At 31.1% G+C, this 13,257-nt stretch carries 14 protein-coding genes; 8 read left to right on the plus strand and 6 right to left on the minus strand.

Annotated elements, in window-relative coordinates:
- Positions 1 to 22: 22 nt before the first annotated feature.
- From J8L88_RS20195 to J8L88_RS20215, 5 genes are all read right to left on the minus strand, one after another.
- Positions 23 to 526, minus strand: coding sequence for a hypothetical protein (locus tag J8L88_RS20195; protein ID WP_211061673.1), 504 nt, complete (start codon positions 524 to 526; stop codon positions 23 to 25).
- A gap of 74 nt (positions 527 to 600) precedes the next feature.
- Entirely contained in the window at positions 601 to 1,323 is a 723-nt protein-coding gene (locus J8L88_RS20200; RefSeq protein ID WP_211061674.1) for a hypothetical protein, read from the minus strand.
- Positions 1,324 to 1,537: 214 nt separating this feature from the next.
- Positions 1,538 to 2,284, minus strand: coding sequence for a succinate dehydrogenase/fumarate reductase iron-sulfur subunit (locus J8L88_RS20205; RefSeq protein ID WP_027393274.1), 747 nt, complete (start codon positions 2,282 to 2,284; stop codon positions 1,538 to 1,540).
- Positions 2,285 to 2,289: 5 nt separating this feature from the next.
- Entirely contained in the window at positions 2,290 to 4,305 is a 2,016-nt protein-coding gene (locus tag J8L88_RS20210; protein WP_211061675.1) for a fumarate reductase/succinate dehydrogenase flavoprotein subunit, read from the minus strand.
- 10 nt (positions 4,306 to 4,315) lie between these two features.
- The gene (locus J8L88_RS20215) at positions 4,316 to 4,981 is read right to left on the minus strand and encodes a succinate dehydrogenase cytochrome b subunit (RefSeq protein WP_211061676.1); all 666 of its coding nucleotides are present in this window, start codon (positions 4,979 to 4,981) and stop codon (positions 4,316 to 4,318) included.
- Between the two features lie 377 nt (positions 4,982 to 5,358).
- On the opposite strand from J8L88_RS20215, the gene J8L88_RS20220 reads away from it, so the two are divergent.
- From J8L88_RS20220 to J8L88_RS20240, 5 genes are all read left to right on the plus strand, one after another.
- Positions 5,359 to 7,059, plus strand: a complete 1,701-nt coding sequence (locus tag J8L88_RS20220) for a helix-turn-helix domain-containing protein (protein WP_211061677.1) — start codon at positions 5,359 to 5,361, stop codon at positions 7,057 to 7,059.
- A gap of 182 nt (positions 7,060 to 7,241) precedes the next feature.
- Positions 7,242 to 7,400, plus strand: a complete 159-nt coding sequence (locus J8L88_RS20225; protein WP_139195706.1) for a TIGR04149 family rSAM-modified RiPP — start codon at positions 7,242 to 7,244, stop codon at positions 7,398 to 7,400.
- A 206-nt stretch (positions 7,401 to 7,606) separates the two neighbouring features.
- Positions 7,607 to 7,786, plus strand: a complete 180-nt coding sequence (locus tag J8L88_RS20230) for a hypothetical protein (protein ID WP_091411808.1) — start codon at positions 7,607 to 7,609, stop codon at positions 7,784 to 7,786.
- Positions 7,787 to 7,864: 78 nt separating this feature from the next.
- Entirely contained in the window at positions 7,865 to 9,010 is a 1,146-nt protein-coding gene (locus tag J8L88_RS20235) for a methionine aminotransferase (protein ID WP_211061678.1), read from the plus strand.
- 130 nt (positions 9,011 to 9,140) lie between these two features.
- Complete coding sequence (locus J8L88_RS20240; RefSeq protein ID WP_027393270.1) at positions 9,141 to 9,671, plus strand: DUF6252 family protein; 531 nt, start codon at positions 9,141 to 9,143, stop codon at positions 9,669 to 9,671.
- A gap of 101 nt (positions 9,672 to 9,772) precedes the next feature.
- On the opposite strand, the gene dinB is transcribed toward J8L88_RS20240, so the two are convergent.
- A complete protein-coding gene (dinB, locus tag J8L88_RS20245) occupies positions 9,773 to 10,870 on the minus strand; it encodes a DNA polymerase IV (RefSeq protein WP_211061679.1) in 1,098 nt (365 codons plus the stop codon).
- A 214-nt stretch (positions 10,871 to 11,084) separates the two neighbouring features.
- Here dinB and J8L88_RS20250 point away from each other — a divergent pair, with 214 nt between their 5' ends.
- From J8L88_RS20250 to J8L88_RS20260, 3 genes are all read left to right on the plus strand, one after another.
- A complete protein-coding gene (locus J8L88_RS20250) occupies positions 11,085 to 11,615 on the plus strand; it encodes a hypothetical protein (protein WP_211061680.1) in 531 nt (176 codons plus the stop codon).
- Between the two features lie 137 nt (positions 11,616 to 11,752).
- Complete coding sequence (locus tag J8L88_RS20255; protein ID WP_211061681.1) at positions 11,753 to 12,421, plus strand: NAD(P)H-binding protein; 669 nt, start codon at positions 11,753 to 11,755, stop codon at positions 12,419 to 12,421.
- Between the two features lie 110 nt (positions 12,422 to 12,531).
- Complete coding sequence (locus tag J8L88_RS20260; RefSeq protein WP_027393266.1) at positions 12,532 to 13,227, plus strand: hypothetical protein; 696 nt, start codon at positions 12,532 to 12,534, stop codon at positions 13,225 to 13,227.
- The last annotated feature ends 30 nt before the right edge of the window (positions 13,228 to 13,257 follow it).

A 13,257-nucleotide genomic window follows, 5' to 3' on the forward strand; every position in this document is an offset into this window, starting at 1 on the left:
AAACCCTAATCTATTTCAAAAACTAAGGTAAATTATATTGTTTATCGAATTTTGAAGTGTAATATTTACCTAAAAAAACTGAAAAATTGCTTGGTCCTAAATCTCCATGCTTATATGCTTTATAGAGATGCTCAAAATTTCGCTCTTTAGATGCTAAGTTTCCTGAATGATGAATTATAATATAAGGAGTTTTTGCTGCCAAATCTCCATGCACTGCAGCAGATGGATGGCCATACTTTTTTAAATATAATTCAATTTTTTGTAGATTAATTTTATTAGTTTGTAGCATCAATTGAAAAGCTTCTTTTCTTTCTTTACTATCATAACCATATACCATTTCAATATCATTAATCTGTTTACGTATCTTCCAATTCACTTGCTGTATTTCTTCTAAGAAAAACCTTCTCTCATCATTGGTAACCAGACCTTCTACTTCTCGCATAATATCCTGACTTACTGCATCCTTTTCCGCACAACTAGCTGATAGGATAAGTAGGACAATTAAATAGAATATAATTTTATACATTGCATTCGGGGATTATCTAAAAACTCCAAATATTAAGCTATTTGGAGTTTTAGCGTTTAACAAAATAATTTTACCTATAGCGTATCATAATATGCCACCAATCTAACTAAATCCACTTCCTTCTTAAAGTTTAAACCTTCTTTATTTATATAACTTTTTAACTCACTTTGTTTGCCAGGAAAAGATTTTACAATCTTTCTTTTATTCATTTTAAGATGCACCATCTTACCATCAATCTCGATATAATATTTTTCATGATCCATAAACTTAGCAGGCGAATTTTTATGATAAGAAGTTTTCGCTACTGTTGGATGTACAAACGTTTTAGTAAGCTCTTTGTATACATTAATTTTAGAATTGCATCGAAGTTTAATTAAATACCCTTTTTTAGGTTTATTACTTGCGTCATTATATTCTTTATAATGATACTCTTGGTTTCCTATTCTAGCAAAAACCTTTTCCGCTTTTATCATAGCGTTAATGTTCTTACTTTCTGGATGTTGTACCAGTTCCACTTCATTAGTATAAACATTATACCTAACGAACATTCCTATTACTTTTTTCTCAAAACTTAGATCCACTAATTCTCCTTGTCTAAATACTTTATCTTCATAAGGTGATCCTACGGCTCCTTCTAAACTAACATTTTCAATCTCTCCTGGAGCATCCCTTTCTTTATACTCTAAAGGTCTAAATAATTGATCAATTGGGGTTAGTGAACTCCTGTCAATACGACTTTGAGCACTAACATTAATTGTAATAAATGCTATAACAGTAAATAAAATAATTCTTTTCATTTTTTATGATTTTGATATTCCTAATAAAAATAGCTAATAAAAAGCTTCTGCAACAGTCTTTTAACTTAATCCAAGAACTTACAAACTTCCTATCATCTATTAATTAATGTCTTTAGTTCGAAAAATGTTACCACAAAAAACATTCCTTTTCAAAAAAAAACTCCAAATCAATTGATTTGGAGTTTTCCTCTTGTTTATATATGTACTTAATAAACTATCCTTTCAAGCTTGCTTTTAGATATTCTCGATTCATTCGTGCTATATTCTCTAAAGAAATACCTTTAGGACACTCTATCTCACAAGCACCTGTATTCGTACAATTACCAAACCCTTCTTCATCCATTTGATTTACCATAGCCATTACACGTTCAGTCGCTTCTACTTGTCCTTGTGGCAACAATGCATATTGAGATACCTTTGCTGATGTAAATAACATCGCAGAAGCATTCTTACAAGCGGCTACACAAGCTCCACAACCAATACAAGTTGCTGCGGCAAAAGCATCATCTGCATTTTCTTTATTTACCGGAATAGCATTCGCATCTATAGTGTTTCCAGAAGTATTTACCGAAATATAACCTCCAGCATGTTGAATTCTATCAAAAGCACTTCTATCTACCATCAAATCTTTTACGACAGGAAATGCCTGTGCTCTAAAAGGTTCTATAAAAATAGTATCCCCATCATTGAACTTTCGCATATGTAACTGACAAGTAGTAACTAATCTATCTGGTCCATGAGGTTCTCCGTTAATCTGTAAAGAGCAAGCTCCACAAATACCTTCTCTACAATCGTGATCAAAAACTACAGGCTCTTCACCTTTGGTAATTAATTCTTCATTTAACACATCTAGCATTTCTAAAAAAGACATGTCTCCTTCAATTCCAGATATCGGATACTCTACTATCTTTCCTTTAGATTGAGCATCTTTTTGACGCCATATTTTTAATGTAAGATTCATAGCTTTTATTTATAAGAACGTGTTTTTAATTCAATGTTTTCAAATACTAAATCTTCTTTATGAAGTACAGCATCTTTAGGCTCCCCTTTGTATTCCCAAGCAGAAACATACTTAAAGTTTTTATCATCTCTCAATGCTTCTCCTTTTTGTTCTCCTGATTGTTCTACAGACTCTTCTCTAAAATGTCCCCCACAAGATTCATTACGATCTAAAGCATCTTTGGCAAATAATTCTCCCAATTCTAAGAAATCTGCAACTCTTCCTGCTTTTTCTAACTCTGGATTCATACTATTAGCATCTCCAGGAACTTTTACATTTTTCCAAAAATCCTCTCTTAAAGCAGCAATTTCATCAATTGCTTCTTTTAATCCTTTCTCATTACGAGACATTCCGCATTTGTTCCACATGATTTTACCTAATTTTTTATGGTAATAATCAACAGAATGCTCTCCAGATCCAGCCATTAACTTTTCGATTCGATCTTTTACATCCTTCTCTGCTTGATCAAACTCTGGAGTATCTGTAGGTATTTTTCCTGTTCTAATATCATGTGATAAATAATCTCCTATTGTATATGGTAATACAAAATATCCATCAGCTAAACCTTGCATTAAAGCAGAAGCACCTAACCTGTTTGCCCCGTGATCAGAAAAGTTAGCTTCTCCAGCTGCATAGCATCCAGGAACAGTTGTCTGTAAATTATAATCTACCCAAAGACCTCCCATTGTATAATGTACTGCAGGATAAATCATCATTGGTGTTTTATAAGGATTCTCATCTACGATCTTTTCATACATCTGGAATAAGTTACCATACTTATCCTCTATTACTTTTTCTCCAAATTCCAATATCTGTTCTGCAGTTGGATTATGAATACCAGAAGTTAATGCTTTTTCTTTTCCGTATCGTTGGATTGCAGCCGCAAAATCAAGATATACAGCTTCACCTGTTTTATTAACTCCAAAGCCTTCATCACAACGTTCCTTTGCAGCCCTAGAAGCTACATCACGTGGAACTAAATTTCCAAATGCAGGATATCTTCTTTCTAAATAATAATCTCTTTCTTCCTCAGATAATTGTGTAGGTTTTAATTTACCTGCACGAATAGCCTCAGCATCTTCTTTTTTCTTTGGAACCCAAATTCTTCCATCATTACGCAAGGATTCAGACATCAGTGTCAACTTCGATTGATGATCACCTGATACAGGAATACATGTAGGATGAATCTGAGTATAACAAGGATTTGCAAAAAAGGCTCCTCTCCTATGTGCTCTCCACGCTGCCATTACATTACTACCCATTGCATTGGTACTCAAGAAAAATACATTTCCATATCCTCCAGTTGCCAATACTACTGCATGTGCAGAATGACGTTCGATTTCTCCAGTTACCAAGTTTCTGGCTACAATACCTCTAGCTTTACCGTCTATTTTTACAAGATCTAACATCTCGTGACGATTGAAAGCTTGTATTTTACCTCTATTAATCTGGCGATTCATTGCAGAATATGCTCCAAGTAACAACTGTTGTCCAGTTTGTCCTTTAGCATAAAAAGTACGAGATACTAATACTCCACCAAATGATCTATTATCTAACAATCCACCATATTCACGTGCAAAAGGCACACCTTGTGCAACACATTGATCGATTATATTTCCTGAAACCTCTGCTAATCTATATACATTTGCTTCTCTTGATCTATAATCTCCTCCTTTTACAGTATCATAAAAAAGGCGATAATTAGAATCTCCATCTCCTTGATAATTTTTTGCAGCATTAATTCCTCCTTGTGCTGCAATAGAATGTGCACGTCTTGGAGAATCTTGATAGCAAAATGTTTTAACGTTATAACCAAGTTCTGCCAATGTAGCAGCAGCACTTCCACCTGCTAATCCAGTACCAACAACAATAACATCAATATTACGTTTGTTTGCCGGATTTACCAGGTTAATTGTATTTTTATGTTTTGTCCACTTATCAGCCAGTGGACCTTCTGGTATTTTAGAGTCTAAAATTGACATAATAGTGGTTTTAATGATTATGATTAAAATGAAGAACCAAGGATATGATTATAAATCCAAGAGGAATTACAATAGCGAACACTTTAGCAAACTTAGTCGCTCCCACAGAAAATTTATTATTAAAACCAACTGATTGAAAGGAAGACGCGAAACCATGCCAAAGATGTAATGCTAAGAAAACAAATGAAAGCACATATATTCCTGTGCGTAATGGACTTACAAATTTCTCTAAGAGCTCGTGATAATAACGAGTTGGATCTTCTGGTGCAAATTCTACATATTTATGAACCATTTCTGGAATCCAGAAATCGTAAAAATGTAATCCTAAAAATGCTAAAATTACCAAACCTGAAAGAATCATGTTTCGTGACATCCAAGAAGAATTAGCCCCACCGCTATATTTTGCATATTTAACCGCTCTTGCATTTCTATTTTTTACTTCCAAAATAAATCCCATTACAAAATGGAAAACTACTCCAAAAATTAATACGGGTTGCAGCGCAAATTGAACCAAAGGATTTGTACCCATAAAATGAGACAACTCATTAAAAGTATCCGGACTAAAAATAGAAGTAAAATTGATCGTAAAGTGCTGTAATAAGAAAAACACTAAGAAAAGTCCCGAAAGTGCCATGGCAACCTTTCTAGCTATTGAAGATTTTATCAATCCACTCATTATTAAGAATGTTTAAAAATTTGATTAGCAAAAATAAGCTTCAAACTTGTTTTTAACAAGATTTTGATACAGTAATGCAGTATTTATAATGAATTAAAATAGAATTCAAATTTTGTTGAGTCTTCATTACGAAATCGTTTGAAATATAGTGCTAACTTTGAACAAAAGACAATTATCATTATACCAAAATGTTAATTTATACCTTAAACTTTAATAGAAATCTCACTTACCACTATTACATCAATAAGATTAAATTGATATTTCAACTCTAATGCCGTAAAAAGAAGCCTTAAATCAGTTCATTATCGACTTCTATAAATATAAAAAAAGCAAAAACATTACTTTTGAATAATACTCAAACTTTAATACATTATTTTTTGATTAAAAAAAACCTATTAATAACTGTTCTTCTAACATCTCTATGGTGCTTCGGGAAATCAACAACAAAAACATTCACAAATCAGTTAAATGTACCTGATAGTTTACAAAGCAAATCAGCACAGGAAATAATCAAATACATAGAAGCTTCTAATACTGAGCAAAGTATTATATTAGAAGCTACTCTATCTAATCTTATTACAGATCTATCAATTTTGGCAGAGTATTACTATGATATTTCGGATACTTTTTATGAAAAAGAAAAAACAGGTCGTAGTAGGTATTATTTAAAAAAAGCCATCAATAATGCCAAAACTGCAGGAAATGATTCAATTTTAAGCAAATACTTTATCGGATTAGGTCACTCTTATCTAAAAGATTGGAAAAATCAAAAATCATTAGACCACTATAACAAAGCATTAGACATTGCCAGCAAATATAAAAACATTCGGCATCAATATTCCGCTCATTCTGGAATGGCAATAATCCTAAAGAGAATGAAAAAGCTAGATGATGCATTAGAAGTTTGTAAAGGTATACTAAAGCAAATCAAAAAATCTAAGGATAGAAACACAATAAATCATGTGAGATTTCTCACCATTCTAAGTGAAGTATACTTGGATCAAAACAATTATGATTCTGTAATATATTATGCAGATCAAGGCTTAGCCATTAGTGAACCCTTAGATTATTCGATAGGATCTATTGATTTATATACCAAAAAGGGAATTGTTGCCCTAAATAGAAAAGAACTAGCTAAGGCGCAGCAATATTTTCGCAAAGCCGAAGAAATCATTCTTACCAAAAACATCTCACAAAAAAAATCAATATTAAATATCAATTATTTCTTTGCTCATACTTTTATTGAGGAAAAAAAATACAATCAGGCTATTTCTTCTTTAAACAATAGTATATCTATTATTGAAGAAAAAGATACCAGAAACATTAGAGTTCTTGAAACTTACATTCTTCTAGCAGAGTGTTACACTAAAATTCAAAACACAAACGAAGCGACATACTGGTATCAAAAATCAAATAAATTACGAGACCAATTTCAAGAAGCAAAACATCAAACTATATCAAAGATTAATAATCAAAAAATAAATAAATTAGAAAGTCAAATTGAACACCTTAAAAATGAAGAAATAAAACAAGCATATCACAAAAAACTGATATTTTTCATTTTGATCACAGTTTGTTTGATTTTACTATTTTTTGTTTTCAAGTATTTTCAAAAACAAAAAAAGAATAACCAACAATTTAATCAATTAATAGAAAAGATAAACTCTTTAGAGTCTATAGATGTTGCTGAAAAAAAAGGTTTTGTAATTGATGATAAAAAAGTAAAGGATGTTTTAAATGGTTTAGAGAAACTAGAACAACAAAAATATTTTCTGCAAAAGGATTGCGATCTGCGATCTATAGCAAAAAAAGTAAAAACCAATACTACATATCTATCAAAGATTATTAAAACTCATAAAGCGGCTAGTTTCAATGATTACATCAATGAATTACGAATAGATTATGCTTTAAAAAGATTAAAAAATGATAAAAAATTTAGATCCTTTTCAGTTAAATCCATTGCTTTAGAGATTGGTTATAAAACGGATAATTCCTTTACCAAACATTTTAAATCCAAAACCGGATTGAACCCTTCTTATTATATAAAGAAAATAGATCATCAGAGGGAAAATTCCTAAATATTAAAAAAATAACTTCAATTTTTCTCTTTTTTATATACACCATGAAAAGAGTATTAAACTTTACCTTAATTACTTTAAAATACGGCACGAATCTTATGAATTGATCACGAATAAAAGTACCTTGATACAAGATTCAAATTGGAATATACTTAAAACAATTAATTCTAAAAATTAAGATTATGAAAACAAAACAAGAAAACAAGATTTCGTTCAAAAAGCTTACTATTGCTAAAATTAACTTACATTCTATGACAAAAATAAAGGGCGGTGATTGTGATCCTATAAAACCAGATACTGATTCACATCATACGATGTGCGGATGTGATAACATACTTTAAATAGATAAAAAATTAATCTTTTTATTTATAACTCTTTTTTACATCCGTATTTTTCGAAAAATACGGATGTTTTGTTTTTTTGAAGATTTATTTCGGTATACCTTGAGTACAGAATCGTATTAGCTAATATCTGATTTTAAAGGGGTAAACCGAAAACCCTTAACAGAGTAGGTGACAAATAGTATAACTCAAAAAAATACCAAATTATGTTATCCAAAATTTTAGAACTAAAAGAAGTTAAGAAACTAAATAAAGCTGCAAAGCAATCTATCAATGGAGGTTATTATTGCAGAACCAATATTCCTTGTCAAACATCACAAGATTGTTGGGATTTTTCAGGTGATTTTTCCGATAAATGTAACCAAGGGTATTGCCACATATTTTAGACACTAAACTTCACATTGCAATATTATAACCCTGAAAATTTCAGGGTTTTTTTATACCTTGACTTCTTTGTTTTATCTATGAGAAATATCAACACCAAATTGCCAAATATAGGAACCACTATTTTTACTGTTATGAGTAATATGGCAAATGAATATAAAGCAATTAATCTGTCTCAAGGTTTTCCAAATTTTGAAACGGATAGTAAACTAACGAATTTGGTTACTAACGCAATGCAAAAAGGATATAATCAATATGCTCCTATGCCTGGCCTGGTATCTCTTAGAGAAATCATTGCGGAAAAAACAAATACTTTATATAATAGTAATTATCACCCCGATACTGAAGTAACCGTTACTTCAGGTGCAACCCAAGCGATCTTTACTATTATTTCTGCTTTTATCCGTCAAGGAGATGAAGTTATAATATTTAAACCTGCTTATGATTCTTACGAACCTTCAGTAAAACTTTTTGGAGGTAAAGTTATTCCTGTACAATTATCCACTCCTAACTTTACCGTTGATTGGCACGAAGTAACTAATAAAATTACTTCTAAAACAAAGATGATTATTATCAACACACCTCATAATCCTACAGGAACAATTTTATCCAAAGAGGATATGCTAAAACTAGAAAACTTATTAAAAGGCACAGATATTATTTTACTTAGTGACGAGGTATATGAACATATAATTTTTGACAGTCAACCGCATCAAAGTGTTGCCAGGTTTCCGGGATTATCCGAAAGAGCATTTATCACTGCTTCTTTTGGAAAAACGTTTCATACTACTGGTTGGAAAATGGGATACTGTATAGCTCCTAAAGAGTTGATGGAAGAATTCAGAAAAGTACATCAGTTTAATGTATTCTGCAGTAATCACCCTATGCAATATGCCTTGGCAGAATATTTAAAAACTCCAGAAAATTATATGTCTTTACCTAGTTTTTATCAGAAAAAAAGAGACTTATTTTTATCATTAATTAAAGATTCTCGATTTTCATACGTCCCAGCTGCCGGGACTTATTTCCAATTATTAGATTACTCCAATATTACGGATGAGGGAGATGTAACTTTCGCAGAAAGGTTAACAAAAGAATACAAAATTGCTTCTATACCTGTTTCAGTATTTAATCTAAATCAACAAGATGACAAAGTACTTAGGTTTTGTTTTGCAAAAACGAATGATACTCTAAAAAGCGCTGCAGAAATATTATGTAGTATTTAATCTTATCCTAATATATAAGCACTAAAAGCTCAATTATAGAGTAACATTTTAACATAAAGTGTTACTTATATAAAATCTAAAATTATTCTGAGATGCATTTATGCTAATCATTTACTAAAAACAGAGCTTTATGAAAATTAAATTTATCCTTTTTATTACGATCACAGTCTTAACTTTTTTATCATGTTCATCATCAGATGACTCGTCACCTGAAAATAGTAATTATGCAATGACGGCTAAAATAAATGGAGAAGATTTCCAAGCCAATAATCCTTTTGGAAATAATGAACCGTCTAGCACAACTATTTTCAATTACTTCCCAAAAGAAGACTTTGTTTTATTAATTGGTCGAGAGGGAGGTGTTATAGGAGGTAAAGAAATTAAAATTTGGTTAAAAAAGAGTGATATTATAGTTGGTTCTTATGAAACAGGTCCTGAAACCTTCGACACCACACCTTCTCACTTTATCGACTTTTTAGACCTTACAAACGAAATAGATGAATCTACGAAAAATGGCACAATTGAGATCACAGAAGTAAATACCTCAACAAAGACTGTAACCGGAACCTTTTCATTTACAACAGTGGATGGAACCTTTGACCCTTCATCACCCATTGATTTCAATATAACCGATGGAACATTTAAATACATATATGAGTAAGAATCATCATTAAAAATTGAAAAAGTAAAAGTCAGTTACTTAGCTGACTTTTACTTAATTTTATAACTGGTGCCTATAGTAATACTAAAAAAAGGACCTTGCTAAAAATCAAACCTGAGCTGTATAATCTCAATTTCTTCTTTTTCTTTCTTTTTTTGATCTTTATTTCCAGTATTCAAATTAGACAAAGAAATTCCTAAAAGACGTACCGAATTTTTCATTTCTGACTGGTACAATAGTTCTTTCGATGTCTCTAATAAAATATCAGCGTCATTAACAAAATATGGTAATGTCTTACTCCGTGTCTGTAACGTAAAATCACTATATTTAATCTTTAGAGTAACCGTTCTTCCAGCAACTTTACTCCTTTTTAATCGTTTTTGTAATTCTTCGGCAATATTTTCTAAGCGTTCTAACATATATATCTCAGAGGATATATTCTCATTAAATGTTCTTTCGGCTGCTAATGATTTTCTTTCTCTATTCGGTTTTACTTCACTTAGATGAATTCCTCTAACTATATTATAATAGTGCCCTCCAGATTTACCAAAATGCTCAGTAAGGAACTCTTCAGATTTTGTTTTTAAATCCTTACCTGTATAAATACCCATCTGATACATTTTAGCTTGTGTGACCTTTCCTACTCCATAAAATTTTTTGACATCCAAATCTTCCAAAAAACCTAATACTTCTTCAGGATTTACAGTTTTCTGTCCATTTGGTTTGTTATAGTCACTAGCTACTTTTGCAATAAACTTATTAATAGATATTCCTGCAGATGCCGTTAATCCAACTTCCTCTAAAATGCGATGTCTTATTTCTTGGGCAATCAAAGATGCACTTGGATTCCCTTTTTTGTTTTCGGTAACATCTAAATATGCTTCATCTAAAGAAAGTGGTTCTACTAAATCTGTATAATCAAAAAATATCTTACGGATCTGTTTAGAAATTTCTTGATATCTATCAAACCTAGGTCTAACAAACAATAGATCAGGACATAGTTTTCTGGCCTTAAATCCAGGCATTGCAGAACGCACACCAAACTTTCTTGCCTCATAACTCGCTGCACTTACCACACCTCGTTTTCCACCACCACCAACCGCTAAAGGTTTTCCTTTAAGTTCTGGATTATCCATTTGCTCAACAGATGCATAAAATGCATCCATATCTACGTGTATGATTTTTCTATCGCTTTTCATTCTTGTCCGTTACAAAAATAATAGTTATAAATCATTTTAAATGAACCACAACATACTGGTTATCAACTCAAATTATGAGATCTAGCGAGTAAATATTTGGCTCTTAAACACTTCTAAAAAATGATATTACTATATTTGTATAGATTTTATGAGATAAAAATAATATCTTGCTTTATTGATCCCAATCAATTTGAACTAAATTATATTTAAAAAAATGAAAAATTACACCCTACTGCTACTCTTCGCATTTATCTGTTGTAAATCAGAAAGCAAATCTCCAAATGACACTACAGTTAATAACAATCTTGTCAATTCTGAAAATGTAAGTGATGTTACTATCACGAACAACTCGAATCCGAGAACTTATTCTATACAAGGAACTGGTTCTTCAAAAAAAGGAGAGAATTCCAAAAAAAATGCAGGTAATTTTAGTCAAAACCTTTCCATTCAATGGATATCAGATACTGCAATACAATATACCCTAACCTTTAATAATGGTACTTGTAATAAAACTATTGGAGGTAGAGCCTCAATCGTAAAAGCGAATAAAGAGCCTTTTGCAATAAGTCATAATGGAAAATCTTTAGAAGTAGATAAATATAAAGACAAAAAAGAAAGCTTTGATATTATTTTACAGATTGATTCTCAAAGTAAGGATAAGGTTGCGGTCAATCTAGTTTTTACGAAAGATGATGGAGATGAAAATTGTACTCCAGAAAGCGCTGTAATGTTAGAGCAGAAATAACATTATTCTTATTTCTAAATTCTTTTTAAAAAGTACTATTAATGCGTATTGTTGTATACAAACAACCACGGATATTCATTGTAGGTTAAAGTTACATAATGGTATTGCTCATTATATTTACATAAAATCTATTATAAATGGGCAAAACAGCGATCATACTTGGCGCAACAGGATTAACAGGAAGGATTCTTTTAGCATCATTACTTGATGATAGTCGTTATACTAAAATCAAATTGTTTTCGCGAAAAGCAATAGGCATTTCGCATTCCAAAATTGAAGAACATTTGATTAACGTACTGCAACTAAAATCAATCGCAGACAATTTTAAAGCGGACGAAGTATTTTGTTGTATAGGAACCACAAATTCAAAAACTCCAGATAAAGGTCTTTATCGTTCAATTGATTTCGGAATCCCTGTTACCGCAGCACAGCTTTGTGTTCAAAATAAAATTGAGACTTTTATCGTAATTTCTGCATTAGGTGCTGATAGTGATAGTAAAATCTTTTATAACCGTACCAAAGGTGAAATGGAAGAGGCAATATTAGCATTTGAAATACCTAAAACACATATTTTACAACCTTCACTAATTAGCGGAAAAAGAAACGAAAAAAGAGCAGGAGAATATTTTTTCAAACAATTCATGAAGATTCTAAATCCTCTACTCTTTGGACCTTTAAAAAAATACCGTTCTATTCATCCTACAACAATAGCGTCGGCAATGATATGGTTAGCAAATAACTCTTCTGAAAAGAAAAGAATAGTTTCGAATGAAATACAAACAATTCACACTAAAAAACAGCTATAATTAGTTCACATACCGTATGCGTATGTTTCTAAGCCCCTATTATTACTGAGTATTTGTTTAAGCTTCTAAATTTGTTCAAAAAAGTACAAACAATTAAAAAATGACTAATTATGAAGTTATTCAAAAGCTTAATCTTATTTGCAAGCTGTTTATTTACACTAAATCTTTTTGCCCAATCTGATATTAAATCTTATGACTTTAAAAAAGGTGAAATTCTAGATATTCTATTATTAACTACTAAACCTGGAACCAAAAAAGACTTTGAGAAATACAAAAAAACAATCTTTCCTGTCGGCATCGAAAAAACCTACAAACCATTACCCGGTTTCGGTATTTCAGAAACAACTCAAGGCAACATACAGCCTTCTAATTTTATATTTGGTAAATGGAAAGATTTAAAAAATCGTGAAGAATTCATAGCTCAAATTGAAGGTATTGTTCCTGATTTTCATGTACAAAGAAGAAATATTTGGTCATTATTTAATTTAACATACTATGAAATGCCTCAAGACATTTCTTTCAAAATAGATAAAACCAAATACAATGTTGCCACTTCATACTGGAAAAAAGAGACCACATCTTTCAAGAAATTCAAGGAGCAATGGTTACAAAAATCATCAGCTAATGGCGGTAAGAAAATTATAGAACTCACAAACGGAAAATCAGTTGTAGGCTATTATCATAATCCTGATTTACTTGTTATTACTCAATGGGAAAGCAAGGCTGCATTTGATTCTTTTTATAAAGAAAATCTTAAAATGAATCATAAAGGTATCTTGCACGTAAATCAGTTTGTTTTAAACTAGTATATTAAACCCGAAAAAGATCTTGTTTAT

Origin of the sequence: Aquimarina sp. MMG015 (genome assembly GCF_018100855.1) — a bacterium.
GTDB lineage: Bacteria > Bacteroidota > Bacteroidia > Flavobacteriales > Flavobacteriaceae > Aquimarina > Aquimarina latercula.

Coding starts and splice junctions, on each gene's coding strand:
- J8L88_RS20195 (WP_211061673.1), bottom strand. CDS start 526: ATGTATAAAATTATATTCTATTTAATTGTCCTACTTATCCTATCAGCT.
- J8L88_RS20200 (WP_211061674.1), bottom strand. CDS start 1,323: ATGAAAAGAATTATTTTATTTACTGTTATAGCATTTATTACAATTAAT.
- J8L88_RS20205 (WP_027393274.1), bottom strand. CDS start 2,284: ATGAATCTTACATTAAAAATATGGCGTCAAAAAGATGCTCAATCTAAA.
- J8L88_RS20210 (WP_211061675.1), bottom strand. CDS start 4,305: ATGTCAATTTTAGACTCTAAAATACCAGAAGGTCCACTGGCTGATAAG.
- J8L88_RS20215 (WP_211061676.1), bottom strand. CDS start 4,981: ATGAGTGGATTGATAAAATCTTCAATAGCTAGAAAGGTTGCCATGGCA.
- J8L88_RS20225 (WP_139195706.1), top strand. CDS start 7,242: ATGAAAACAAAACAAGAAAACAAGATTTCGTTCAAAAAGCTTACTATT.
- J8L88_RS20230 (WP_091411808.1), top strand. CDS start 7,607: ATGTTATCCAAAATTTTAGAACTAAAAGAAGTTAAGAAACTAAATAAA.
- J8L88_RS20235 (WP_211061678.1), top strand. CDS start 7,865: ATGAGAAATATCAACACCAAATTGCCAAATATAGGAACCACTATTTTT.
- J8L88_RS20240 (WP_027393270.1), top strand. CDS start 9,141: ATGAAAATTAAATTTATCCTTTTTATTACGATCACAGTCTTAACTTTT.
- dinB (WP_211061679.1), bottom strand. CDS start 10,870: ATGAAAAGCGATAGAAAAATCATACACGTAGATATGGATGCATTTTAT.
- J8L88_RS20250 (WP_211061680.1), top strand. CDS start 11,085: ATGAAAAATTACACCCTACTGCTACTCTTCGCATTTATCTGTTGTAAA.
- J8L88_RS20255 (WP_211061681.1), top strand. CDS start 11,753: ATGGGCAAAACAGCGATCATACTTGGCGCAACAGGATTAACAGGAAGG.
- J8L88_RS20260 (WP_027393266.1), top strand. CDS start 12,532: ATGAAGTTATTCAAAAGCTTAATCTTATTTGCAAGCTGTTTATTTACA.